The organism is Streptomyces sp. NPDC002004 (assembly GCF_053593975.1).
Window position 1 is genome coordinate 90102 of sequence record NZ_JBSFDP010000018.1, and the last position, 24222, is coordinate 114323.

Genomic DNA, 24222 nt, shown 5'->3' on the forward strand with positions numbered 1-24222 from the left:
GACCCCGAAGGTCTGGCCCGCGACCCCTGCACCACACCGAGGCAGGCCGGCCGGACGGTCCGCCCGGACCGTCCGGAGAACCGTATCCATCAAGGAGAGAGCGACATGGACGAGAACACCCGCTACCAGGTGCTGCGCAACGACGAGGAGCAGTACTCGCTGTGGCCGGTCGACATCGAGGTGCCCGCCGGCTGGCAGCAGGTCGGTAAGGAGGGCACGGAGGCCGAGTGCTCCGCCTACGTCGACGAGGTGTGGACCGACATGCGCCCGCGCAGCCTGCGCGAGCGGATGGAGAACGCCGGGTCCTAGCCCTCGGACCGGCGTGCGCGGGGGCGTCGGTGTGCGGCCGGACCGCACCCGACGCCCCCGGCGCCGTCCGGACACCACCGCATCGCCACCATCACCCCAGCCGCGCGCGCCGCCCTCGTGCCACGCGCCCTACCCGAGGAGTTCGTCATGACGCCCGTTCTGCACACCGAACGGCTGGAGTTCATCCCCTACCGCCCCGAGGACGAGGACGTCTTCGTCGCGCTGTTGCGCAGCGAGGAGGTCTGCCACTGGATGGGGCAGGACCAGGTGCCCGAGGCCGAGGTCAGATCCCTGTTCCGCGCCATCCTCTCCGACGTCTACCCCAAGAACATGTTCGACGTGTGGGGCATCTGGCACCAGGAGGCGTACATCGGCCACGCGGAGGTGAAGAAGACCGGCAACGTGGACGGCCACGAACTCATCACCGCGCTCGCCCCCGCGTACTGGGGCAAGGGACTCGGCACCGAAGTGATCCTCGGGCTCCTCCGGTACGCCGCCGACGACCTGGGGCTGAAGGAGGTCTACGGCATGGTGGGCGCGGACAACACCGCCAGCCTGGCGCTGGGCCGCCGCCTGGGCTGCCGCCACCTGCGGGACGTGGTCGCCGACGACGGCTCGGTGACGCACGTACTGGCGATGCCCACCACCGGGGCCAGATGACCCGTCGCCGCCCGCCGCAGTGCGAGGTCGCGGCGTACAGCGGCGGTACGGGAGAAGGGAACACGGAAGGCGCTGCGCGGCGCTGAGGCCGCGCAGCGACGACCCTGCACCGGTCCTCGCGCCGCAGCGGAACCCGACTGCCGTTCCCCACCGGCCACCCCGTGACGGCAGCGCGCCGGTTTCTCCGGGAGTGCCTGCGTCATCGGCGGCGATCCAGGCGATCGCGCAGGAGATGGGCGCGCTGTTCCGCGGCCGCGAGCCCGGAAGGGTCGATCCCGACGGGCCACAGCCCGCGTCGTCGTCGGCCTCGCGCAGTTCCACGACCCGCCACCGTCGGACACACCTGGACGAGAGCGGGGGGCGGCTCCGAGCGCGCGCCGGCGGTGGATACCCGAGGCACTGGGACGCGCGGAGCACGGCAACGGTCGCCCCGTGCCGGGTCTGTCGCGGCACGTCCCCCGCATCCGCTGCCTCCAGCAGCTCGGCGGGCCTGCGCTGGGCCGTGGCCACCGCCGGCCGCTGCGGCCGGTCCGGATGCACGAGCCGGCCGGAGATCGCCGGGCTGCGCGATACCCGGCCGGGCAGGTGGCCCGGGCCGCGCCGTCCGCCGGGCCGACCGGCGCCGACGGAGCTAGCCTGGACATGCATGAGCACCTGGTTGCCGCTGGACTCCGTGCCGCGCCTCGTGGGTGCGGTGGTCCTGGGAGCCGTCGTCGGCTCGGTCGTCGGGTGGTCGACCCAGGCGCCGCTGGGCGGACTCGCCGCCATCGCCGTGACGGAGTTCGTCTTCGTGCTGGCGGGCTGGTTGGTGCTGTGGCCGATGGACGCCGCGGCCACCCACCGCAACGCCCGGCGCGAGGACTTCCGGCCCGTCGTCGAGGAACTCGCGGTCGTGTCCGTGGCGCTGTGCGGACTGGTCGCCATCGTGCTGCTGCTTCTGCTCGGCAAGTCCGACACCGGCCATGCCGGCGCCGTGACAGCTCTCTGCGGCGTCTTCATGGCCTGGGCGGCACTGCACCTCATGTACGCCGCCCGCTATGCCTGCATGTACTACACCGGCGAGGGCGGGATCGACTTCAACTCCCGTCGGCCACCGGCGTACCGGGACTTCTTCTACTTCAGCTACAACCTCGGCATGACCTACCAGGTGTCCGACACCGACGTCTCCAGTCCGGCGATCCGGTCGGTCGTGCTGCGGCACACCCTGCTCTCGTACGTCTTCGGTACCAGCATCCTCGCCACCGTGATCAACTTCGTCACGGGGATCGTCACGGGCTGACACCCGGTGGGCAGCGCACTCCCCTCCATGTCGGGCCGCCGTCCCGCACACGGCGATGTTCCCGTCCGCGGCCCCTGGCGACGTGCAGATCGGACGTACTCGCGTTCGTTCTCGCGCGGTTTCTCCCGAGACGAAGCAGGATGGGAAGGACGAAATCATGACAGGAGGAGGGCCGGATCCGTTCCGCGCACGGCGCTTCTTCCGTACCTCATGAGGAGGCCGGCTCGTGGTTGACTCGCAGGCCGTGATCGCCCCACCGGCCAGGGCCACGGTGTTCCTCGTGGTCACGATCAGGCCGGGCCAGGAGGTCATGGTCCGCGATCTGCTCCAGGATGTCTCGGGCCTGCTCCGGTCGGTCGCCTTCCGTGCACGCGACGACAGGCTCAGCTGCGTCGTGGGCATCGGATCGGCGGCCTGGGACCGGCTCTTCAGCGGACCGCGCCCCAAGGGACTGCACCCCTTCGTGGAACTGACCGGTGAACGCCACCGGGCCCCCGCCACCCCGGGAGACGTCCTCTTCCACCTGCGCGCCCGGCGCATGGACCTGTGTTTCGAGCTGGCACGGCTGATCACGGAGCGGCTGCGCGGCGCTGTCACGGTGGTCGACGAGGTCCATGCCTTCAAGTACTTCGACGAACGCGACCTGCTCGGCTTCGTCGACGGCAGTGAGAACCCCGAGGGCCGGCTCGCGGCGGATGCGGTGTTCATCGGCGGCGAGGACCCCGACTTCGCGGGGGGCAGCTATGTGATCGTGCAGAAGTACCTGCACGACCTGACGGCGTGGAACGCCCTGCCCGCGGAGGAGCAGGAAAAGGTCATCGGGCGGACGAAGCTGGCCAATGTCGAGCTCCCCGATGACGTCAAGCCCGCCGACTCCCACGTGGCACTCAACACGATCACGGACGAGAACGGCGACGAGCGCAAGATCGTGCGCGAGAACATGCCGTTCGGCAGCGTGGGAGAGGACGAGTTCGGCACGTACTTCATCGGCTATGCGCGTACGCCGGACGTGACCGAGCAGATGCTGCGGAACATGTTCCTCGGCGACGGGCGCGGCAGGCACGATCGCATCCTCGACTTCTCGACGGCGATCACCGGTTGCCTGTTCCACGTGCCGACCGTCGCCTTCCTCGACGACCCTCCCGCTGCTCCCCGCAGCACGGTGAGGGTGGCGGACGGCTCACTGGGCATCGGCAGCCTCAAAGGAGTCTGATCATGACCACGCCCGACGGCATGACGAACCTGCATCGCGAGCTCGCCCCGATCACGCCCGGGGCGTGGGCCGAGATCGAGGACGAGGCGCGCCGCACCTTCCGCCGTAATCTCGCCGGCCGGCGGGTCGTGGACATCACGGGCCCCGAAGGCCCCGAGCTCGCTGCCGTAGGGACGGGACACCTGGCCCGTATCGAGGGCCCGGCACCCGGTGTCAGCGCACGGCTGCGCGAGGCCCAGCCCCTGGCCGAACTGCGCGTGCCCTTCACGGTGAGCCGCTCCGCCGTCGACGACGTCGACCGCGGAGCGAAGGACTCCGACTGGCAGCCGGTCAAGGACGCCGCACGCACCATGGCGTTCGCCGAGGACCAGGCCCTCTTCGACGGCTACGCAGCGGCTCGCATCGACGGACTGCGCGGGCGTACCAGCAATCCGGTTCTCCGTCTTCCCGCGCAGGCACGCGACTTCCCGGACGTGGTCAGCAGCGCCCTGACGACCCTCCGCCTGGCAGGCGTCCAGGGACCGTACTCCCTGCTCCTGGGCGCCGAGGCCTACACGGCGGTCAGTGAGACCTCCGACCACGGCTACCCCGTCGCCAGCCATCTCGGGCGCATGCTCGACGGGAGCCTGATCTGGGCGCCCGCCGTCGAAGGGGCCTTTCTGCTCACCACCCGCGGCGGGGACTACGAGCTGCGGCTCGGCGAGGACCTCGCCATCGGCTACTCGGCCCACGACGCCACCGGCATCGAGCTGTACTTCCGCGAGACCCTGACCTTCCTGGTCCACACGGACGAGGCCGTGGTGGCACTCGACCCGTCCGGGACCGCGCGGGCCGGGGCCGCCTGAACCGCGGAGTCCCTTCGGTGTGCGGGGCGGTTGGGACGACGAGGCGGTCGGTCGCGAGAGGGCTCGCAGCAGGGGAAGCGCAGAGCGCCGAGGTGGCCGACCACACGAAGGACGAAGGCTGGACACCATGAACGATCCGGACGAGAAGTCCTGACACATCAGGCGCACCCGGGCGTACCGATGCCTGGGTGCGCGCGCTGGGAGGAGGACGCGCGCATGGCACACCACCACAAGCCCAATCGAGCGGTCGAGGGCGACGCGTACTACGGCCACGGCAGGGGAATGCCCCGGCGGCCCGACCCGGAAGAGCTCGAACTGCGGACGATGCGCGACCGGGAGGCAGTGGGTCTGCCCGCTCGGGCACAGGAGGACCTGGAGGCCGGGTACCTGGCAGGGCAGGACGCGGTCGACCTGGGCGTGGCAACGGGCGAGATCCCGACGGGCACGGCCACCCGGAGGACCCGTGATCCCTTCCCGCCCACCCGCTACCCGCGCTGAGCGCGAGCCCCGCTGCGGCTCACCTCCGTCCGCCCGGTGACTCGCCGACGGACACCACCACCGCGGTGGCCCTTCCCTCGGGCGCGTCGTAGCTCACCGAGTCGCCGGCGCGGTGGCCGAGGAGCGCGCGCCCGAGCGGGCTGTCGGCCGTGACCAGCGTCCGGTCCAACTCCGCCGCCCCCGCGCCGATGTCGAGCGTCTCCGTCGTGCCGTCCGCGAACCGTACGGTGACCGTGCTGCCCACAGCGACCACACCGGTGGAGGGCCGGCCCGCTTCGTCCGCCTGACGCAGTCGCGTCGTGATGTCCGAGATCCGGGCGTCCAGACGTCCGAGGTCGGTGACGCGCTGCAACTCGTCGGCCTCGTCGGCGCGGTCGCCGGCCGTGTCGGTGTCCCGCAGGGTCGCCGCGACCGTCTCCCGTTCGGCGTGGAGCTCGGCGAGCTCCTGCTCAAGGGCGTGACGGGCGGCGTCGCTGATCGGCGCTGGTTCGCTGGACATGTCGGCTCCTCGGGGCCGGGGAGGGAGCAGAGGTGGTGTTCGAGAACCTGCCATTCGTAGCATATGCACCTGAATGACGACGGTGGGTGGCGCCTGTGCAGTCGCCCGCACGGCCCAGGCGGCGTCCGCACGGTCCACGGCGACGCATCGGCGTGCCGTCCCGGACGGACAACGGCCGGGACGGGCCCCTGGCCACGAACACGACGGTGATTCCCCCGTGGGCGGACCGCGCCCAGCCCCTCGGCGGCGGGGAGGTCCCCCGGCCGCCGGATCGCCTCGACGGATCCACCGGCATAGCCTGAGGAGGAGCAACGGCCATCGACCGGCGCCCGGGCGGCGAAGGGGTGAGAGCTTTGAACGCCTCCGACGACGGCCAGGAACAGCCGGAACCCCGGGCAGGGCGGTCCCCGACGGGGAACCGGGCTTCCAGCCGTACCATCACCCGGCCGACATGGCGGAGTTCGGCCCGGTCGACATCACCAGCACCGCCAAGGACGGCGGTCGGCGTCACCACAACGGCTTTCTCGCCATCCCGTACGACATCCCGTGCGGTTGTGCGGCCGGCTGCATGCCGGAGATGAACGTGCAGTACGCGGTGCGCGACGACGGCAACCGGAGTGATCAGCCGCTCATGAAGCACGTCAAGGTCGTCATCACCCCCGCCGGCTGAGCGGGGCAGGCACCGGCCACCGTAACGGCCGCCGGCCACAGGAGGGCAATGCCTGGCTGCATGTCGGTCCCATCGGCCCGGAGCGGCCGCCGTCCTCGGCGGCGGGCCGTGGCCGGGTACCGGTGGGCTTCCTGGACGGGTGAAGACCTCGACGCGGCCGGGTGGCCGCGGTGAACGCCCGTGACGCCGGCAGTGCCGTGGAGCCCCAGGGATTCACAGGGCGTGAGAGGGCACTGATCGCTGCCGCCGCCCTGTCCATGCTGATCGTGCAGATGGACTGGTTCGCACTCAACCTGATGCTCCCCGTCATCGCACACGACTTCCACACCACGTCGACCGATCTGCAATGGCTGGTCAGCGGCTACATGCTGTCGCTGGGCGCGCTCATGGTGGTCGCGGGACGCACGGCCGACCAGCACGGCCGACGCAAGGTGATCGTGGCCGGACTGGTGGTCTTCGCCGTCGTGTCGGCGCTCTGCGGCATCGCCCCCAGCGCGCCCTGGCTCGTCACGGGACGTGTCGTCCAGGGCGTCGGTGCGGCCATGGTCTTCCCGGTCGCCGTGGCGATCGCGGCGAGCAGCTTCGTGGGGAAGCGCCAGGCCCGTGCGGTCGCCACCGTGCTGGCGTTCAGCGCGGTCGGTACCGCACTCGGCCCCTTCGTGGGCGGAGCGTTCGCCGAGCACGTCAGCTGGCGTGCGGTGTTCTTCCTGAACGTACCGCTGTGCGCGGTCGCGGCCGCTCTCATGCTGCGCTACGTGCCCGAGAGCCGCGACGCATCGGCGCCGCGGGGACTCGACGTCCCCGGGGCCCTCACGGTCGCCGCGGGGCTGGTCTGCATCATGCTCGGCGTGGACCAGGGACAGTCCTGGGGGTGGTCGTCGCCGGCCACCATCGGCGTCATGGCGGCCGGGTTCGCCCTGCTCGTGGTGTTCCTGCTCGTGGAGCGTCGTTCCTCGAGCCCTCTCATGGACCTGAGTCTGCTCCGGAACGTGCCGTTCACGGTGGTCACCGTCGCCGGATCCCTGTCCAACGTCGTCTACTGCCTGGTCGCGGTCTTCTCCGCGCTCTACCTTCAGCAGGCGCGGGGGCTGTCGCCGCTCGACGCAGGCCTGGTCTTCCTGGCGCTGTCGGGCGGTTCCGGTGCGGCCAGCTACTGGTCGGGGCGGCTGGCGCAGCGCTGGCGGGCGGAGTCGCTGATGGCCCTGGGCATGGTGACCAGCGCGGCCGCGTTGCTGCTGCTGACCTTCGTCGAGCCGCTGTGGCTGTACACCCTGGTGTTCGTCGTGGTTGGCGTGGGCGTGGGCCTCGGCTGGGCGCTGACGAACGTGGCCACCCAGTCCTACATCTCGCCGGGACAGAGCGCGATCGCGTCGGGCGTCGTCCTGACCTCTCTCGTCCTCCTGGGCGCCGTCAGTGTGGCGATCGCCGCCACCATCCTGGAAACCGCGAGCAGTTCCGCGGCGGTCGCGGCCTCCGACGCGAAGGCGATCGACTCCGTCCTGCGCGGCGCTGCCGGACTGGGTGTGCTGGGGGCGGCAGGGCTTGCCGTCCTGGTCCTGACGAACGGCCGGCGGCGGCATTGACCGCGCAACTGCGCCGACGCCGTCCGCGACGGCCGTGACTGCGCCCGCGCCTCCCGGTGCGACAGCCCCGTCCACGGGCCCCGGACAGCCACGCCGAAGCCGGGCCGACCTCCGGGACCGAGTGGCCACGTCCGCCGCCGGACATCCGGCGGCGAACGTGTCGTGCATGCTCGTTCCCTCCTGGACCAGGGCTCCCTGCGGACGCTGCCGACCGCTACCGGGCCTCGGCCCGTGTCAGCCGACGCCGGCCGGGTCGAGAAGCACACCCGGGTTGAGGATCCCGGCCGGGTCCAGCGCCCGCTTCGCGGCACGGAGCGCCAGAGCGAACGGCTCCGGACGTTGGCGGTCGTAGCCCGGCCGGTGGTCGCGGCCGACCGCGTGATGGTGGGTGACGGTCGCACCGTGGTCGTGAAGGATCTGCATCGCCGCGGACTTGATCGAGTCCCACATCGCGACTTCCTCGCCCCGCCGCCCCGGTGCGATCACGGTGAAGTACGGTGCGGGCCCGTCCGGGTAGAGATGGGTGAAGCGGCAGTTGACGGTACCCGCGGCGCCCGTCACCTCGCGTACGACATCGGCCAGCTTCCCGCGTACCGCCTCGTACAGCTCCGGGGCACGGTCCCAGGTGCAGGCTGTTTCGAACGTCTCGGTGACCACGCTCATGCGGGCGAGCGCATCGCGGAGGTAGGGCATTCTCAGGAACGCCGAACGCCAGGTGTCCGCGGCGGCGTCCGAGGCGCCCGGCTTCGTCGGTGCGGGCGAGCCGCCGTGGTCACGGGCCAGGGTGAGGAGTTCGGCCAGACGCCCGTCGACAGGGGCATGGGCCGATTCCACACCGAGGACGAGCACGCTCTCGCCGTTGCGTGTGACACCTGCCAGGGCGGCTTCCCCGGGGTCGAGGAGTCGGCAGTTGGCCGGGTGCAGGCCCGATTGTGCGATGGCGCGCACGGCGCCCATGGCGACGTGCACGTCGTCGAACAGCACCGTGGCCGAGGCCTTGTGGTGCGGGCGCTCCTGGAGTCGCATCCAGGCTTCGGTGATCACGCCGAGCGTGCCCTCGGAGCCCAGGAACAGCCGGTCGGGGGAGGGGCCGGCGCCCGAACCGGGCAGGCGCAGCGACTCGTTGACCCCGACGGGCGTCACCACGCGCAGTGACTCCACGAGGTCGTCGATGTGGGTGTGAAGCGTGGCGTAGTGGCCCCCGGCACGGGTGGCGAGCCAGCCGCCCAGGGTGGAGAACTCGAAGCTCTGCGGGAAGTGGCGCAGGGTGAGTCCGTGCGGCCGCAGTTGGGCCTCCAGGTCCGGGCCGAGGGCGCCGGCCTGGATCCGGGCGGCCCGGCTGACCCGGTCGATCTCCAGCACCCGGTCCAGGGTGCCGAGATCCAGGGACACCACACCGCGGTGCCGGTCCGCGCGGTACTCGACGCCGCCGACGACCGAACTGCCCGCGCCGTACGGTACGACGGCCACGTCGGCGTCCGCCGCCCAGTCGAGGACGTCGACCACCTCCTGCTCGGTGCGGGGACGGGCGACGTGGTCGGGTGCCGCCGCGAGGTCACCGTCGAGGGCGCGGATCACGTCGCGGTACGCCTTGCCGTAGGTGTGCGACGCCCGGTCCCGGGGGGCGGCCGACATCAGTGGGGCGAGCGCGGTGGGCGGCTCGATGCGCACCTTCGGCAGTGCGAGGGCGGAGACGTCGGGCACGGGCAGCGGGGTCTGCGCCGCACCGGGCACCAGCGCTCCGAGTGCGGCGCACTCGGCGTCGGGAAGCGCCTTCTCCGTGGCGCCCCAGCCCCACCAGGAGCGGTGCAGGGAGGAAGCGGGGAGGGACGGGTGCGGTGTGCTGCTGTCGGTCACGCGATTTGACCTTCCAGTAATTTACCACTCGGTAAATTACCGCAACGTATAGTCCCTTCCATGACTACTGCAAGAGCCTCGGCAGCACCGGAACCGGCAGGCGGCGGTACGCAAGGGGGCCGGGGCGGCGGCCGCGGCGCCGGAACCAAGGGGGTCCCGCGGGCCCGCCGGGAGGAGCAGATCCTCGACGCGGCCCTGGAGGAGTTCGGCCGGCACGGCCACGCCGCGGCGTCCATGGCCGAGATCGCCCGGCGGGTGGGTGTCACCAAGCCGATGCTCTACACGTACTTCGGGTCCAAGGACGGCCTCTACGCGGCCTGCGTCGACCACATCGGCCCCCGGCTGCTCGCGGCGATGGACGAGGCGATGGTGTCGAGTCCGTCGCAGGACGGCCTGCCCCACGCCGTGCTCACCGCGGTCTTCCGGACCCTGGAGGACCGGCGGCATGCCTGGTTCGTGCTCTACGACCGGACGCTGCCGCACGGTTCCGAACCATGGCGCGCAGCCCGCCGCCACCGCGAGGCCATCGACGAACTGGCGGCCTCCGGAACTGCCGCTCTGCTGCGTGTCCAGGGCAATGACGACGCCTTGGACGCGGACGCCCTCAAGTACGTGTGGACGGGCACGGTCGGTGCGCTGGTCGGCTGGTGGATCTCCCACCCCGAGCTGTCCGCACAGGACATGAGCGCGCGCTGCGCCCGCCTGCTCTCAGCCGTCCGTGGCGGCGCCTGAGGCGTGCTCAACACCACGAGCGCGACCGGGGGCCCGAAGTCCGGTCGGCGTCGTCGATCGCGGGCGCGGAGGGAGCCGGCCGCAGTCACAACAGGGCATCGCGTCCTCGCGGCCGGGATTCTCGCGAGTCCCCAGGCTGTTCACTCCACCGCCGGTTCCGACTGCCGGAACGTCCTCCAGTACTGACGTCGCTTCTCGTCCTTCACGACGACACCGAGACGGGCCAGTTCGTCACGGAGTTCGCAAACGTCGTCGTCGGCGGATCCCTTCTTCTCCAACGGCTCCTGGCGGGCCCTGAGAAGGGCGTCGGCACCCTCCGGCAGTCCGGGAGTGCCCGGGACCCAGCGGCGGAACTCGTCCTTGTGCGGATCGGCCCCCGCCCACAGGTAGCCGTGCCAGGTGAAGGCAGCGGCGACGCGGCCGACGGCCAGATCGCATTCCTGCCGGGTGAGTTCCCCGCCGTCGTGCCCGAGCAGGACGAGGTGCTTGCCGTCCCGGAACGCCAAGGCGATGGCGTCATGCGGGAAGTCCTGCTCGCGGCCCACGCGTACGAGCACGACACGGTCATCCGACAGGCGGATCGTCAACTGCTCGTGCTGAGCCGCGAGTCCGAGGGTCAGCCCCACCACCGCACCCGCGGCGGGCAGCACCGCAGCGGGGAGCAACGCAATGAGCCGGGCCGGTTGCTGCAGCGGTGCCGAAGGCAGCGTCACAAGCCAGTGGGCCAGGAGGTCGACGAGGCGGCCGGCACCCGCCCCCGCCAGTACGAGTACGGCGTAGACGCACACGGTGCTCCACGTCGGCTCGCGCAGCACACTGTGCCGCTGCCCCCGCGGGTCCCGCCCGAGATTCCTGCGCATGCCCCTGTTCCCCCTCCCTCCTGCCGTCCCCCGCAATAATAGACCGAGCGCTCGGTCTATTATTGGGGTCCAGGAGACGCAGGGCCGGAGAACCTGCCGAAAGGAGCTTCCGATGAGGACGGTCGACCCTGCCAGGCACGGGGCGCGGCGCCGGCACATCGTCAACGCCGCGGCCGAACTCTTCGCCGCCAAGGGCTTCGAGCGCACCACCACGGCAGAGATCTGCAAGGCCGCCGGTATGAGCGCGGGCAATCTGTTCCACTACTTCCCCAACAAGCGTGCGATCTTCCACGCCGTCTTCGAGGACGACGAGCACGACGGCGCAACCAAGGCCGAGCGCCTCGCCGCCGCACGCGCCGCCGACGACCCGTGGGCCGCCCTCCTCGACACGGTGGAGCTTCTCGCCGCCCCTGCCACGGAGCCGCTGGTCCCCGCTCTCGTCATGGAGGCGATGATCCAGGCATACCGCGACCCCGAGCTCGAAGCGCTGCTGAGCCGTGACAACGACGAGGAGCGGTACACCGTCACCACCCTGCTGCGGAACGCGGCAGCGGCCGGCCGGATCGACCCCGCCCTGGACCCGGACGACACCGCGGCGTGGGTCATGGCTCTCATCGCTGCTCTGTACACCAGCGCCGCCACCGACCCGTCCTTCAGCCCGGCCGCTCAACTCCCCACCCTCCGCCTGACCCTCCAGCGCTTTCTCCGGCCCGGGGGCGTCTCCGAGCCGGAGCGATGAACCGGCGCTTCGGGCGCACCCGATATTGCTCCGAACGGGCGTGATCTTCCGGGCGCGTCGGCCACGGCGTCCGTGCGGCCCGCTGTTCGCGGACCGGGTCTGCGCACGCCGGGCCGGAGTCCGCCGCACGGGCCCGCGTGCGGGGGCTTAGGCAGCGGCGTGCGCAGACCCGGTCGAGGGAACCCCGGCCGCCCGCTCCGGCTCTTCAAGGCCGGGCACGGACACGATGCGTGCTGCCGGGCAGACCGCGCGGGCCCACCGGGCGGCCGGTCCCTCACGGTTCCTTTCGACGAGGAGGACGCATGAACGGCGCCGGAGCCGGCCGGACGGAGCGCCCCAGAGAGGTCGGTACAGCCTTCGCGCTGCTGCTCGGGGCGATGACCGCGGAGGCCATCACCTGGGTGTTGGGGGCGCTCGTCATTCCCCCGACGGGCTTCGACGACATGCGCAGTGCAGTGGGGCAGCATGACGCGGTCGTCCAGCTCTGTGTCTCCGCCGGGGCCGTGCTCACCATCACCGCAGCCGGGCTGTTCGTCGCCGCGAAGATGCGTGCGGGCCGCAATTGGGCCCGCGTCGTACTGGCCGTCGTCAGCGCGGGAAGTCTGCTGATGCAGCTCAACGACTGGTCCATGGGCGGTTTTCCGTGGGAATGGGAAGCGGTCCTCAGCACCGTTCCCGGCCTGCTCGCCGTCGCGGCCGCCGCGCTGATGTACCTGCCGGAGTCCGGCGCCTACTTCGCACGCCCGGCCCGGCCCGTCTGATCCGCGGCCGACCGCAGGCCTCTTCGGCGGCCCGGGCCACCCGGGGCGGGCGAGCCCCTGTTGCAGGTGGACCGGCCCGGGACGGTTGGACCGGTTCAGCGCACAGAGGGGCCGGTATCCACCGGGATGTGCGGTGCCGACAGGGCCGTGCGGCGCGCACGCGAGAACACGCCCGCCGTGCAAGTCCGACCCGGGAATCGCGCGAGGGCACGCAGTGATGACCGGCCTCGCTCGCGGGACCTGCTGGTGGCGCCGGTCGTTCCCGCCGGCGAGGGGGAGAACCCGTGCGGCGGACGGCCCCTGCGCTGCCGGTTGCCCCGTCGCCACGGGGTGAACCGGGTGTCGCGAGGTCGTCGGCGGGGCCGTCGCCGACGTATTGCGTACCCGTAAAAGGGATAGAAAGGGTATATGGGAGAATCTTCGGGTCACGCTGAGCGCGGGGTGTTCCACGCGCTCCGGACCCGTGTGCCGGGTCGGCACCCTCCCCCGGAAGGAGCCCGCTCAGGGCGGCCGCATCAGCACTCTCACTCCGTGCTGGGCGTGCACAGCCTCGCCGGACAGGTCTTTCTCCTGCAGCTGGCCGTCGTCATGCTTCTGGTCGCCGCGGCACTGCTGGCTCTCGTGGTGCAGGCCCGACACGACAACATGGCCGAAGCCCGGCACCGGACGCTTGCCACGGCCCAGACGTTCGCACACTCCCCGGGTCTCGTCACGGCCCTGAACAGTCCCGACCCGACCGCGGTGCTCCAGCCGTCCGCCGAGTCGGCCAGGAAGGAGGCGGGCGTCGACGGCATCATCGTCTACCGGCTGGACGGGGTCACCCTCACCCACAGCGACCCCAAGCAGATCGGGAAACACGTCATCGGGCCCTACGCGCCGGCCGCGGCCGGCAAGGCCTTCACCAGAACCTTCCAGGGAGCCCTGGGCCTCTCCGTGGTCTCGGCCGTTCCCGTCAGGGCACCGGACGGCTCGGTCATCGCCATCGTCTCCGTGCCCGTCACCGTCGAGAAGGTGCAGCACACGCTGGACCGGCAGCTGCCGATCCTGCTCGGCGGCGCCGCCGGGGCCCTGGTCATCGCCGCAGGCGGGGCGGCCCTGGTGAGCCGCCGGCTGCAGCGCCAGACCCATGGCCTGGGACCGGCCGAGATGACCCGGATGTACGAGCACCACGACGCGGTCCTGCACGCCGTGCGGGAAGGAGTGCTGATCACCGACGAGGGCGGTCGGCTGCTCCTGGCCAACGACGAAGCGCGGCGACTGCTCGACCTGCCGGCGGACGCGGAGCGGCGCCACATCACCGAGCTGGGGCTGCCGGAGGACCTCGCCGCACTGCTGGCCTCCGACCGCCCGGCCATCGACGAGGTGCATCTGGCCGGCGAACGCATGCTGGCGGTCAACAAGCGGCTCACCACACCGCGCGGACCGGTCGGCAGCGCGGTGACACTGAGGGACACCACCGAGCTCCAGGCCGTCTCCGGCAGGGCCGAGAAAGCGCTCGAACGCCTGAAACTGCTCTACGACGCCGGAGGGCGCATCGGCACCACTCTGGATGTGAAACGCACCGCGGAGGAACTGGCGGAGGCGGTGGTGCCCCGCTTCGCCGACATCGTCACCGTCGAACTCCTGGAGCCGGTGCTGCACGGCGAGGAGCCTTCCCAAGCGACCCCCGAGATGCGCCGAACCGCGGTCGCGGGCCTCGACCAGACCGATCTCCTCTACCCTGCCGGCCGGCTGATCCGGTTCGACCCCGCCCATCCCGTGTCCACCGGCGTGGCCACCGGCAGATCGATCCTGCTGCCGGACCTGAACACCGCCGACGGCTGGCGGGCCCAGGACCCCGAACGCGCCCGCCGGATCCTCGACCACGGCATCCACTCCATGATCGTGATCCCCCTGCGGGCCCGTGGGGTGATCCTGGGAATGGCCGACTTCTGGCGGGAGAGCGGCTCTCCGCCCTTCGAGGACGAGGACGTGTCCTTCGCCGAGGAGCTGGCGGCCCGCGCGGCGGTGGCCATCGACAACGCGCGCCGCTACACGCGCGAGCACACCATGGCCGTCACCCTGCAGCGCAGTCTGCTGCCCCGCGGGCTGCCCGAGCAGTCCGCCCTCGAGGTGGCCTACCGCTACCTGCCGGCCCAGACGGGGGTGGGCGGGGACTGGTTCGACGTCATCCCGCTGTCCGGTGCCCGGGTGGCACTGGTGGTCGGTGACGTCGTCGGCCACGGCCTGCACGCCGCGGCCACGATGGGCCGGCTGCGCACGGCGGTGCACAACTTCTCCGGCCTGGACCTGCCGCCGGAGGAGTTGCTGGGCCGACTGGACGAGCTGGTGGTCCAGATCGACGCCGAGGAAGCCGCAGGGGAGGACGGGCACGAGATCACGGGGGCGACGTGCCAGTACGCCGTCTACGACCCCACCTCCGGGCATCTGGCCATCGCCACCGCGGGCCACCCCCGACCGGCGATGGTCCAGCCCGACGGGACCGTGGACTTTCCCCAGGTACCGGTCTTCCCGCCCCTGGGCCTGGGCTCGGGTCTGCCCTTCGAGAGCGCCGAGCTGACCGTGGCCGAGGGCTCCCGGCTTGTTCTCTACACCGACGGCCTGATCGAGGAGTGCGACCGCGACCTGGATGCCGGTCTGGAGGCTCTGCGAGCCGCCCTGGCCGGGCCCGAGCGCACCTCGGAGGCCACGTGCGCGGCGGTGACCGAGGCCATGCTCCCCGACCAGCCCAAGGACGACATCGCCCTGCTGGTGGCCCGCACCCGCCTGCTCGATTCCGCGCAGGTCGCCCAGTGGCAGGTCCCCCGGGATCCGGCAGCGGTCGCCCCGGTGCGTGCCGCATGCGCCCGCCGGCTGACGGAATGGGGCCTGGACCAGATCTCCTACGGCGCCGAACTCATCCTCAGCGAGCTGATCACCAACGCCATCCGCTACGGCACCGAGCCCATCACCGTCCGGCTGCTGCGCGACCGCACCCTGATTCACGAGGTCTCCGACGGCAGCAGCACCTCCCCCCGGCTGCGCCAGGCCCAGGTCACCGACGAGGGCGGCCGCGGGCTCTACCTCGTTGCCCGGTTCTCCGAACGCTGGGGCACCCGGTACACGCCCACCGGCAAGGTCATCTGGGCGGAGCAGCCCCTCCACGACGGCTCCACGCCGGGGGCGGAGGAACTGGGCGAGATCCTGCTCGAGCAGTGGGACGACACGGCCCTGTGAGGGCCCTGGCGCCGCATGGCCCGGGACGCGCCCGGGTGCGGCCGGGGCCCGGGATGCAGACAGCGTGCCGCGGGTGCGCCACGGAAAGATGCTGTTCGCAGGCCTGGTCGACCCGGATTCCACCCAGGCGGCCAAGTACGCTGGCATCGATGGCACGTGGAGGCTCCCGGCCTCGGCAGCCGACAGCCCCCATGGTCCATGAGCGCGCAGCGTGACCGTGTGCGCGGCGACGACTGCGGCGTCCTCGCAGCCCGGTGGGGAACGGTGCGGCACGGGCCGTTCACGGGGCACGCCGATGCGCCCCGTGCCGGCGCCGGACGTCCCGGACAGCCCACGTCCCTGACCCCCACCTTCTGGAGTCGCCGTGACCGCACCTCGTGCCCGGGCAGCCGCGGTTCTCGGCTGCCTGGCCTTCGCGGCACTTGGCCTGAGCGCCTGCGAGAGCGCACCGACCATGAGCCCGGAGAAGCCCTCGAAGGCCGTCTCCGCCGAGAACGCGGGCGGCATGGGCACGCTGGTCGCGGCGGCGAAGCGGGAGGGCAGGCTCACCGCGATCGCGCTGCCGCGCGACTGGGCCGCCTACGGCGCTCTGATCGACGGCTTCGAGAAGAAGTACGGGATCAAGGTCACGGTGGACAACCCACTGGGCCACAGCGAGGACGAGGTCGACGCCCTGAGGAACGACAGGAACCGGCCGGACGCCCCCGATGTGATCGACGTGGGCGACTCGTTCGCGCGCACAGCTGCCGGGCAGCGCCTGCTCGCACGGTACAAGGTCGTTCCGTACGACTCGATCCCCGAGAGCCAGAAGGACCGGCGGGCCCGCTGGTCCAACAACTACGGGGGCTACATCTCGATCGGCTGTGACGCCCGCCGCGTCCAGCCCTGCCCGCAGACCTTCGCCGATCTGCTGAAGCCCGTCTACAAGGGCAAGGTCGCGCTCGAGGGCGACCCCACCCAGTCGGAGACCGCCTTCTCCAGCGTCTACGCGGCGGCGCTGGCGAACGGCGGATCGTTCGACGACATCCAGCCCGGTCTCGACTTCTTCGCCGAGCTGAGGAGGAGGGGCAACTTCAACCCCGTCCCCTCCACCTCGGCAACGGTCGAGGACGGCCGGACACCCATCGGCATCAACTGGGACTACATCAATCTCGGCTACGCCGACCAGCTCCGCGCCAAGGGCGTGAAGTGGCAGGTCTCCATCCCCTTCGACGGCAGCTTCGCCCAGTACTACGCGCTGGCGGCCAACAAGAACGCCCCCCACCCGGCGGCCGCGCGCCTGTGGCTGGAATACCTCTTCAGCGTGCAGGGCCAGAACCTGCGGCTCACCGGATACGCCCGGCCGGTGCTCATGAACGTCATGAAGAGCGACGGCACCCTCGACGAGGCCGCCGCCTCAAGGCTGCCGACGGTGGAGGGAACGCCGCAGTTCCCGACGGACACGCAGCTGGCGAAGGCGAGGAAGGCGGTCGACCGGGGATGGGGGAGGGCCGTCTCCGGCTGACGCGTCCAAGGCGCCGGTCTTCGCATGCCTGTTCAGGCGGCGGCGTCGCCGAGCCGTTTCGCGTACTGGGCGGTGAACTCACGGAAGCGACGGGCCGTTGCGGTCGGTGGCCGCCCTGTGTGCCAGGCCAGGCCGACCGGGCGGTACGCGTCTGCGTCGGCGAGCGGCACGAAGCACAGCCCGGTGGAGGGCGGCGTGCCGTCGCCCCCGGGGACGAGGGAGACCCCGAGCCCTGCGGCGACCATGGCCTTGATGGTGGCGACGTCACTGCTCTCGGCCACCACCGAAGGAGTCACCCCGGCGCGATGGAACACCTCGCAGGTGATCTGACGCAGGCCCAGGGCACGCCGCATGATGATGACCTGCTCGTCGGCGAGTTCGGACAGCCGCACGTCGCCGCGGTGCGCGAGCCGGTGCCCGGCCGGTACGGCCAGGTGGAGCGGCTCGTCGCACAGCGGGAGCCAGCCGATGCGGCCGTCGGACGGGCGTGGGCTGGTGATGGCGGCATCGACGAGGCCGTCGAGAAGCAGGGCGGGTACGTTCTCCGCCGCATCCTGGTGCAGGGTCACGGAGGTGTCGGGTGCCTCGCGTTGGTAGGCGGCGACGAGGCGGGGGACCAGCCAGCTTCCCAGCGAGGGAGCGAACGCCAGAGCGAGGGTGCCGTGCGGCGGTTCGAGGAGGGCGGCGATCCGGTCGCGCGCGGTGTCGAGTTCGTCCAGTGCACGCTGGGCATGGCGGCGGAAGACCCGACCGCGGTCGTTCAGGCGCAGCCGCCCGTGATCCCGGTCGAACAGCTCGCTGCCGACGTCCTTCTCCATCCGGCGCAGCGCACGCGAGAGCGTCGACTGGTCGATGTGCAGCCGCCCCGCGGCCTCCGTGACGTGCTCGGTCCCGGCCAGGACGAGGAACCAGCGCAAGTCGTCGAGGGTCACCCAGGGATTGTGCACACCGCGCATGCACCCGCTGCGAAATGATCATTTCCCTTCCCTGCCCCGGGCCGGAAACCTGGTGTCATGAACGAGAACACAGCACCTGATACCGCGGACGAGCGCCTCGCTCTGGCCGAAGCCTTCCGGCAGAACCTGACTGCCCGTGACTGGCCCGGGCTGCGGGCCCTGTTCACCGAGGACGCAACCTGGACGTTGCCGGGTGACAACCGCATCTCAGGGCGGGTGGAGGGGGCCGACGCCGTGGTCGAGCGGGCCCGGCTCATCGCGGGTTACGGCGTCCACTTCGACTTCGAGCGTGTTCTGGTGAGCCGGGACAACATGGCCCTGTCCCTGCACAACACCGGTGAACGCGACGGTGTTGTCCTCGATGAGCACCTGGCCACGGTGTGCACCCTGCGCGAGGGCCGGATCGCCGCCGTCGAGACGTTCCTGTCGGACGTCCCCGGGATGAACGCCTTCTTCACCTGAGCGTCATGGGCCGGCGCTGCCCGACTCGCCGCCCGCGGGCAACCGCCAACCCTACGCATCCTGCATTGTCAGTGCCGCGCCGTAGGCTGCCCGGGCACAGCAGGTTCCTGGTGGCGATGGGGGCGACGATGCGCAGGCCGGTCGAGGGCGAAGTCCATGTTCACTACGGCCAGATCTACGTCGAAAGCGATCCGGACACATTCGGCCCGGACCTCGCGGAGTCGTTCGCCGGGCAGGACGGCGGGCTGTGCGGGGCGGCGATCCCCGGTGCGCTGTGGCTGACGACGGGGCTGCACACCGGTGATGTCGGCTTCACCGTCGAAGTGCACGACCAGGCTCCGCCGCTGGACGCGGCCTGGGAGGACGTCGTGGAGGTGTCCTTCCGCCCCGTCTCGGGGAGCAGCGCCCTCGTGGAATGGGCGGGCGAGGACTCCTGGGAGCTCGACCTCGAAGAGACCGACTACCGGGTGCGCTACTGCGCCACAGGCATGGACGAGGCCGCGCAGCAGGACACCCGACTGGACGAGGAGCCCCAACTGGACTGCTATCTCCTGCAGTTCTGGCCCGCCCCACCCGCCCCGGACCGTGTGCTCAGGCAGACGTCGGCGATGGCCGCGTACTGGCACGACTACGCCCGCAAACAGCCGCCTCCGCCCACGCCCGCCGAGCGCGCGGAAGCGGAACGCCTCGCCCGCCTCGCACAGGAACAGGCGGAAGAGGAAAGCCGGCTCGCCTACGAACGATGGGAGTGGGGCGGGCAGCTGCCGAGCCAGGCCCTGCGCGACGTCGATGGCAACGTGTACGGCGTCCTCGACTTCGACCCGGCGCTCGTCCACGCCATCGACGCCGCCGGCCCCGGGACCCAGCGCGCGGTGGCCCTGCTGGCGGCGCACCGGGCCTGCGCGGCGGCCGGTCTCACACAACTCGACTGGATCGCTGCAGGACTTGCCGCTCTGACCGAAGGGCGCCCACGGCCGCCGCCTTTCGACGATCCGGACCATGTGTGGCAGACCCTCGACTCCGACCCCCGTGTCCCCGACAGGACCGTCGGCCGGGCCGTCCCGCCCAAGCGGCCCGCCTTCCGGCCGCCGACACTTGACGACGTGCATGCGCCGATGTACCAGTCCGAGCAGATACCGCAGATCGTGGGCCCTGCGGCTGAGGCCGCGGCCGCGGAGCCGCCGGGCCCGCCCGGGCCGCCGGCGTCCCCGACTGCCGCATCGACGCGGCACACGCTGGCGGTCACGATCGGCGAGCCCGACACGTCCCTGCGCATGTCCCAGCCGCACATGGCCGTCCCGGCGTTGCTCGGAGCTGCCGAAGCCGACCCGCTCCAGGCGGCCTTCGACGCGGTGTACGCAGCCATCGCCACCTACGGCGAGGACTACCGGACACTGCTGCAAGAGCTCTGGTCCGCGTGCGAGGGACGTCCGTAGCCGTCGGCCGAGGGACGTCCGTCGGGGTCGCCGACGATGAGGACGCCCCTCAGCGCCCGGCCATCTCCGGGCTTCTGGCCCCGGAGGGTGAGGTCCCCGGGCTGATCGGGACTTGGCCCGGGTGCTGCGCCGCGAGCGCTTCGACGAGCCAACAGTGCGTGATGCCCAGATTGGGGCGCTGATCCGCGGCGATCGTCGCGACGTGTTGCCAGTAGCGCCGGAAGAGGGGGATGGTGCTGTCGAGCTGGGCACCCATGAAGGCGCGGAACCCGGGGGTGTCGTCCTCACCCCGCGAGCGGGCGCAGGCCTGGGCGAAGTGGTCCAGGGCCTCGCCGGGCTGGGGTGGCAGGCCGTCGGCGACCGCGTCGTCGGCGAGCGCGGTGGCATCGAGAAGTTCGGAGTACAGGGACGCTTTGTCGCGCACGTTGGGGCAGGCCCAGTAGTGGGGGAAGTCCCGGTGCCTGGTGAGTGTGTGCAATTCCGCGTAGGCCAGCACCACTTCGGCCGTGGGGTCCTGAGGGGGTTCCGGGACGGCCTGTTCGGTGATGGTCGCGGTCAGGCGCGCCGGTATGCAGGAGGGGATCGTCAAGGCCCAGGACCGGACCAGCCGGTCTTGCGCCTCCGGCAGCCTCTGCACCCGGGACAGCACTTCGAGGCGGCGGAGCCGCTCCTGACCGGAGCAGTCGTCCAGGGCCTGGAGAGTCGCCTCGCGCCAGCGGAGTTCGGCTAACCGGCTCTGCACGACGTCGAGTTCGCCAGCAACCAGCTCGCCGAGGCTGCGTTCGCCGGTGGCCACCTGGGTGACGGTCGCGATCGGGGTGTCCAGCGCGCGCAGCCGCTGCACCAGCCGAAGTTGCTCCAGCGCCTCGGGCGCGTAGCGGCGGTGGCCCCCGGCACTGCGCTCAGCGACGGTCAGCAGCCCTATGTCCGAGTAGTACCGGACCGTCTTCACCGGTAGTCCGGTCCGGGCCGCCAGCTGCCCGATGGTCCATGTGTTCTGCCTCACAGCCCCTTGAACCTCCAGTGTACGGGAGCTCTTAGCGTACGAAGCGCCGGTCGGACGGATGACGAGGGGGCACCAGTCGCCCTCATGCTGAAGACCGGCGAAGCATGGGGACGTCGGAGGGCTCCGGCGCAACGACCGAGCCCACTCGCCGGCGACTCCGCGCGGAGCGAGCGTGGTCCGGCGGCGACGGGGGTTCTGCCGGGCCTCGCACTGCAGGGTCGGCGGCGGCCCTCTTCTGCGGCGCCGCCGGCCGTCCGTCACGGCAGGGCGAGGACGTCGTCGATCGCGGACCTGATCTCCTCGTCCTGAAGGAACGCCCGGTAGTCCCGGTACGGCGACAGCCTCATGTCGGATCCCCGCACCGTACGCAGAGTGGCCCGCACCGCAGGAGTGGCCGTGCCGATCCGGGCAAGGGCCCGCAGAGCGTCGAGGAACGAGCCGTAGGCGTCGCCGCCGTCGCCGAACTCGAGGACGTACTCCTCCACGACGGACACACTCGGCCCCGGTTCGCCCGTGATCGACCACAGCGCGACCGCCGCCCGCAGCCGCAGCCAGGTGTCACCGCGCTCCATGCCATGCCGCACCCGGTCGGCGTAGCGCGCGGCCGCCGGTCCGAAGTCGCCGAGGCGGTCGACGGGACCGGAGAGCGGCGAGTCCTCGGTCAGCACCGCCTCGCCGATGAGGCGCAGCGCCGTGTCACGGTCGCCGCCGAGGCGCCAGGCGGCCCACGCCACCTTCTGATGGTTGCCCGGGAAGTCGAGGACCGTGCACCGCCGCACTGCGGGCTCGGCGGACGCCGCGACGGCCGGTCCCATCGCCACCAGCGCGTCGACCGCGTCCAGCGAGTACCGAGCGTCGTCCAGCAGGGCCACCACCTCCGGCAGCGCGGGCGCCGCGGCCTCGCCCCATGCGGTGAGGACTCGGAGGAAGCAGCAGGTCAGCGAGCCGCCCTTGCCGTCGTCCCGGAGCAGCTTCCGCACCGCGGGCAGCAGGACCTCCGCGTGGGCCCCCAGTGGGGTCAGGACGTCCTCGACCTCCGGCAGGCGCGGGTCGCTCACCACATACCCGCGGGAGTACTGGCCCTCGTACGGCGCGTACAGCCGCTCGACCAGCCCCGGCATGGCGCGCGGGTCGCCGATACGGGCCAGCGCCCAGCGGGCATGGTCACCGACGGTGCCCTCGAGGAACTCGTCTTCGCCCGGGTCGTCGAGGAGCGCGGCCAACTCGTCGGCGTACGGCGCCGTCCGCGAGCCCAGCACCGCGAGGAGGTGGGCGGCCCGGTACCGTACGCCGTCGTCCGGGTCGGCGAGCAATGCGCCCGCAATCGGCAGCAGCTCGGTCGCGGCCGACGGCCGGACCACCAGCAGCCGCCACGCCTCGTCCAGCGCGGCCCGGCACAGCAGGGTGTCCCCGTTGCCGCGCGCCGCATCGATGAGCCGGACGACGAAGGAGAGCGCCGTCCGCGGCGTCCCGTCGAACAGACGGGCCGCCCAGGAGACGACGTCCTCACGGGTGAAGGCACTGTCGACATCCGGTACGTACCACATGGCCTCGAACTGCGGACGCACCGCCGGGTCGGACAGGACCTCCACCAGCAGGTCCAGCTCGCGGACCGAGGCCTGGGGATCGAACGCGGCCCAGGCGTGCACGGCCGCGACCCGCATGACGGGACCGTCGGTCCGCAGCACCTCGGCCACCATCGCCCGCACCCGTTCCACGGACCCCGCGTCGGCAGAACCGGCCGCCGCGGTCCCCAGTGCCAGCAGCACGGGCAGCCGCACCGTCGGGTCCGTCTCGGCCCGCCATCGTTCCAGCAGCGCGCCGACACCCTCCGCGAGAGGCAGGGCCTCCCTCCGCACCTCGGGCCGGGAGTCCGCGAGCAGCGCCCTGATCCGGGGGCGTTGACGCCGCCAGGCCTCCTGCCACCCGGGGTCCACCAGGTCGGGTTCGGCTTCGGCGGCCGTCCGGGCCAGGCCTGCCAGCAGTTCGACGAGCGTGGTCCGCGGGCCCATGCCCGGATCGCCGGCAAGAGCCACGACGAAGGGCAATGCGGCTGTCGCGACGGAGGGCAGGCGTCGGGCGCCCAGTCCGAAGGAGTCGAACAGCGGATAGCAGTCCTCCTCGGTCGCCGCCCCGCCCTTGACCGCCAGGCGCCGGAGGGCCCGCCGTATCTCCTTGACCGGTCGGTGCTCGTCCACCGACTCCAGCCGTTCCCACGGCACCTCGTCCAGCGCCTCCATCGCCACGCCTGCCACTCACGCCCCCGTGACCTCGGCCAATCGGTTCCCAGGCGGGACATCCTGCCACCGCTGGTGAGCCGCTGCCGGAGAACATGTCCTCTCTTCCGGCAGGACGAGCCGCCCACCGGGCGGCTGCGCGACGGCTCGGCCCGGAGGCACGCGCCGGACACCACACCAGGTACCGGAAAGGCCTGGTGGGTGCCATGTATACGATGTCGTACAGACAGGCTGGACGTCAGTACGGCACCGTACGGACGCAACGAGGGCGACGTGAGGGGAGGCACCATGGCCCATGCCCGCACGCCGCGAGGCAGGTGGATCGAGGAGGGCTTGCGGGTGCTCGCCGCCGGCGGCCCGGAGGCCGTACGGATCGAGTCGCTGGCGCAGTCGCTGGGTGTCAGCAAGGGCGGCTTCTACGGGTACTTCCGCAACCGCGACGCCTTGCTGACCGAGATGCTCGACACATGGGAGCGCGAGGTCACCGAGGAGGTGATCGAGGAGGTCGAGAGCGGCGGGGGAGACGCCCGGGCCAAGCTCGACCGGCTGTTCACGCTCGTCTCCTCGTTCGACGACGGGCCGGTGACCGGCGCCGCGATCGACCTCGCGATCCGTGACTGGGCCCGGCGCGACAAGGCCGTGGCACACCGCCTCCGACACGTCGACAACCGGCGAATGGACTACCTGCGCTCGCTGTTCGGCTCCTTCTGCCCCGACGAGGAAGACGTCGAGGTGCGCTGCATGCTCACCTTCTCGCTGCGCATCGGCAGCCACTTCATCGCCGCCGACCACGGCGGTCGCAGCCGGGCGGAAGTGATGGGGCTGACCAGGAAATGGCTCCTGAGGTAGCTCTGGGGGTGCGGCGCCAACCCTGCTGACGGCCCCGGCCCCGGCCCCGGC

At 71.6% G+C, this 24222-nt stretch carries 21 protein-coding genes and 1 pseudogene; 16 read left to right on the plus strand and 6 right to left on the minus strand.

Features of this window, described 5'->3' with window-relative positions; all coding sequences use genetic code 11:
* Window positions 1-105 precede the first annotated feature (105 nt).
* From ACWCP6_RS24310 to ACWCP6_RS24335, 6 genes are all read left to right on the plus strand, one after another.
* Entirely contained in the window at window positions 106-309 is a 204-nt protein-coding gene (locus ACWCP6_RS24310; protein WP_450934635.1) for an MbtH family protein, read from the plus strand.
* 147 nt (window positions 310-456) lie between these two features.
* Complete coding sequence (locus ACWCP6_RS24315; protein WP_450934636.1) at window positions 457-969, plus strand: GNAT family N-acetyltransferase; 513 nt, start codon at window positions 457-459, stop codon at window positions 967-969.
* 646 nt (window positions 970-1615) lie between these two features.
* The gene (locus ACWCP6_RS24320) at window positions 1616-2248 is read left to right on the plus strand and encodes a DUF1345 domain-containing protein (RefSeq protein WP_450934637.1); all 633 of its coding nucleotides are present in this window, start codon (window positions 1616-1618) and stop codon (window positions 2246-2248) included.
* 226 nt (window positions 2249-2474) lie between these two features.
* Window positions 2475-3461, plus strand: a complete 987-nt coding sequence (locus ACWCP6_RS24325) for a Dyp-type peroxidase (protein WP_450934638.1) — start codon at window positions 2475-2477, stop codon at window positions 3459-3461.
* Window positions 3462-3481: 20 nt separating this feature from the next.
* Window positions 3482-4306, plus strand: a complete 825-nt coding sequence (locus ACWCP6_RS24330) for a family 1 encapsulin nanocompartment shell protein (protein WP_450934663.1) — start codon at window positions 3482-3484, stop codon at window positions 4304-4306.
* A 216-nt stretch (window positions 4307-4522) separates the two neighbouring features.
* A complete protein-coding gene (locus ACWCP6_RS24335; RefSeq protein WP_450934639.1) occupies window positions 4523-4804 on the plus strand; it encodes a hypothetical protein in 282 nt (93 codons plus the stop codon).
* Between the two features lie 19 nt (window positions 4805-4823).
* Here ACWCP6_RS24335 and ACWCP6_RS24340 read toward each other — a convergent pair whose 3' ends face one another.
* Window positions 4824-5303, minus strand: coding sequence for a GreA/GreB family elongation factor (locus ACWCP6_RS24340; protein ID WP_450934640.1), 480 nt, complete (start codon window positions 5301-5303; stop codon window positions 4824-4826).
* A 451-nt stretch (window positions 5304-5754) separates the two neighbouring features.
* Between ACWCP6_RS24340 and ACWCP6_RS24345 the strand changes: the two are divergent.
* A pseudogene (locus ACWCP6_RS24345) lies at window positions 5755-5973 on the plus strand (hypothetical protein); the annotation flags it as partial.
* Window positions 5974-6143: 170 nt separating this feature from the next.
* Window positions 6144-7556: an MFS transporter gene (locus ACWCP6_RS24350; protein WP_450934641.1), complete on the plus strand. Its 1413-nt coding sequence runs from the start codon at window positions 6144-6146 to the stop codon at window positions 7554-7556.
* 234 nt (window positions 7557-7790) lie between these two features.
* Here ACWCP6_RS24350 and ACWCP6_RS24355 read toward each other — a convergent pair whose 3' ends face one another.
* The gene (locus ACWCP6_RS24355; RefSeq protein WP_450934642.1) at window positions 7791-9413 is read right to left on the minus strand and encodes an FAD-binding oxidoreductase; all 1623 of its coding nucleotides are present in this window, start codon (window positions 9411-9413) and stop codon (window positions 7791-7793) included.
* A 60-nt stretch (window positions 9414-9473) separates the two neighbouring features.
* On the opposite strand from ACWCP6_RS24355, the gene ACWCP6_RS24360 reads away from it, so the two are divergent.
* Window positions 9474-10145, plus strand: a complete 672-nt coding sequence (locus ACWCP6_RS24360; protein ID WP_450934643.1) for a TetR/AcrR family transcriptional regulator — start codon at window positions 9474-9476, stop codon at window positions 10143-10145.
* Between the two features lie 140 nt (window positions 10146-10285).
* On the opposite strand, the gene ACWCP6_RS24365 is transcribed toward ACWCP6_RS24360, so the two are convergent.
* Entirely contained in the window at window positions 10286-11005 is a 720-nt protein-coding gene (locus tag ACWCP6_RS24365; RefSeq protein ID WP_450934644.1) for a YqeB family protein, read from the minus strand.
* Between the two features lie 112 nt (window positions 11006-11117).
* Here ACWCP6_RS24365 and ACWCP6_RS24370 point away from each other — a divergent pair, with 112 nt between their 5' ends.
* From ACWCP6_RS24370 to ACWCP6_RS24385, 4 genes are all read left to right on the plus strand, one after another.
* The gene (locus tag ACWCP6_RS24370) at window positions 11118-11744 is read left to right on the plus strand and encodes a TetR/AcrR family transcriptional regulator (RefSeq protein ID WP_450934645.1); all 627 of its coding nucleotides are present in this window, start codon (window positions 11118-11120) and stop codon (window positions 11742-11744) included.
* A gap of 302 nt (window positions 11745-12046) precedes the next feature.
* Entirely contained in the window at window positions 12047-12505 is a 459-nt protein-coding gene (locus tag ACWCP6_RS24375; RefSeq protein WP_450934646.1) for a hypothetical protein, read from the plus strand.
* Window positions 12506-13093: 588 nt separating this feature from the next.
* Window positions 13094-15721 carry a SpoIIE family protein phosphatase gene (locus tag ACWCP6_RS24380; RefSeq protein WP_450934664.1) on the plus strand — a complete coding sequence of 876 codons (2628 nt, stop codon included), beginning with the start codon at window positions 13094-13096 and terminating at the stop codon, window positions 15719-15721.
* A 364-nt stretch (window positions 15722-16085) separates the two neighbouring features.
* Window positions 16086-17225: an ABC transporter substrate-binding protein gene (locus ACWCP6_RS24385; protein WP_450934647.1), complete on the plus strand. Its 1140-nt coding sequence runs from the start codon at window positions 16086-16088 to the stop codon at window positions 17223-17225.
* Window positions 17226-17257: 32 nt separating this feature from the next.
* Here the strand turns inward: ACWCP6_RS24385 and ACWCP6_RS24390 are convergent, their stop codons facing one another.
* Window positions 17258-18157 (minus strand): LysR family transcriptional regulator, encoded by a 900-nt coding sequence (locus ACWCP6_RS24390; RefSeq protein WP_450934648.1) that lies wholly within the window; start codon window positions 18155-18157, stop codon window positions 17258-17260.
* A gap of 81 nt (window positions 18158-18238) precedes the next feature.
* Between ACWCP6_RS24390 and ACWCP6_RS24395 the strand changes: the two genes are divergently transcribed.
* Complete coding sequence (locus tag ACWCP6_RS24395) at window positions 18239-18643, plus strand: nuclear transport factor 2 family protein (protein WP_450934649.1); 405 nt, start codon at window positions 18239-18241, stop codon at window positions 18641-18643.
* Between the two features lie 116 nt (window positions 18644-18759).
* Window positions 18760-20079, plus strand: a complete 1320-nt coding sequence (locus ACWCP6_RS24400) for a hypothetical protein (protein ID WP_450934665.1) — start codon at window positions 18760-18762, stop codon at window positions 20077-20079.
* A gap of 49 nt (window positions 20080-20128) precedes the next feature.
* Here the strand turns inward: ACWCP6_RS24400 and ACWCP6_RS24405 are convergent, their stop codons facing one another.
* Both ACWCP6_RS24405 and ACWCP6_RS24410 read right to left on the minus strand, forming a co-directional pair.
* Window positions 20129-21085, minus strand: coding sequence for a helix-turn-helix domain-containing protein (locus tag ACWCP6_RS24405; protein WP_450934650.1), 957 nt, complete (start codon window positions 21083-21085; stop codon window positions 20129-20131).
* A gap of 257 nt (window positions 21086-21342) precedes the next feature.
* Window positions 21343-23340, minus strand: coding sequence for a hypothetical protein (locus tag ACWCP6_RS24410; RefSeq protein ID WP_450934651.1), 1998 nt, complete (start codon window positions 23338-23340; stop codon window positions 21343-21345).
* A 270-nt stretch (window positions 23341-23610) separates the two neighbouring features.
* Here ACWCP6_RS24410 and ACWCP6_RS24415 point away from each other — a divergent pair, with 270 nt between their 5' ends.
* Window positions 23611-24171: a TetR/AcrR family transcriptional regulator gene (locus ACWCP6_RS24415; protein ID WP_450934652.1), complete on the plus strand. Its 561-nt coding sequence runs from the start codon at window positions 23611-23613 to the stop codon at window positions 24169-24171.
* Window positions 24172-24222: the final 51 nt, after the last annotated feature.

Bases quoted from the DNA above. Each gene is read 5' to 3' on its own strand.
- ACWCP6_RS24375 (WP_450934646.1), top strand. From the start codon at position 12,047: ATGAACGGCGCCGGAGCCGGCCGGACGGAGCGCCCCAGAGAGGTCGGT.
- ACWCP6_RS24380 (WP_450934664.1), top strand. From the start codon at position 13,094: ATGCTTCTGGTCGCCGCGGCACTGCTGGCTCTCGTGGTGCAGGCCCGA.
- ACWCP6_RS24310 (WP_450934635.1), top strand. From the start codon at position 106: ATGGACGAGAACACCCGCTACCAGGTGCTGCGCAACGACGAGGAGCAG.
- ACWCP6_RS24370 (WP_450934645.1), top strand. From the start codon at position 11,118: ATGAGGACGGTCGACCCTGCCAGGCACGGGGCGCGGCGCCGGCACATC.
- ACWCP6_RS24400 (WP_450934665.1), top strand. From the start codon at position 18,760: ATGGGGGCGACGATGCGCAGGCCGGTCGAGGGCGAAGTCCATGTTCAC.
- ACWCP6_RS24320 (WP_450934637.1), top strand. From the start codon at position 1,616: ATGAGCACCTGGTTGCCGCTGGACTCCGTGCCGCGCCTCGTGGGTGCG.
- ACWCP6_RS24395 (WP_450934649.1), top strand. From the start codon at position 18,239: ATGAACGAGAACACAGCACCTGATACCGCGGACGAGCGCCTCGCTCTG.
- ACWCP6_RS24330 (WP_450934663.1), top strand. From the start codon at position 3,482: ATGACGAACCTGCATCGCGAGCTCGCCCCGATCACGCCCGGGGCGTGG.
- ACWCP6_RS24365 (WP_450934644.1), bottom strand. From the start codon at position 11,005: ATGCGCAGGAATCTCGGGCGGGACCCGCGGGGGCAGCGGCACAGTGTG.
- ACWCP6_RS24335 (WP_450934639.1), top strand. From the start codon at position 4,523: ATGGCACACCACCACAAGCCCAATCGAGCGGTCGAGGGCGACGCGTAC.
- ACWCP6_RS24360 (WP_450934643.1), top strand. From the start codon at position 9,474: ATGACTACTGCAAGAGCCTCGGCAGCACCGGAACCGGCAGGCGGCGGT.
- ACWCP6_RS24340 (WP_450934640.1), bottom strand. From the start codon at position 5,303: ATGTCCAGCGAACCAGCGCCGATCAGCGACGCCGCCCGTCACGCCCTT.
- ACWCP6_RS24315 (WP_450934636.1), top strand. From the start codon at position 457: ATGACGCCCGTTCTGCACACCGAACGGCTGGAGTTCATCCCCTACCGC.
- ACWCP6_RS24415 (WP_450934652.1), top strand. From the start codon at position 23,611: ATGGCCCATGCCCGCACGCCGCGAGGCAGGTGGATCGAGGAGGGCTTG.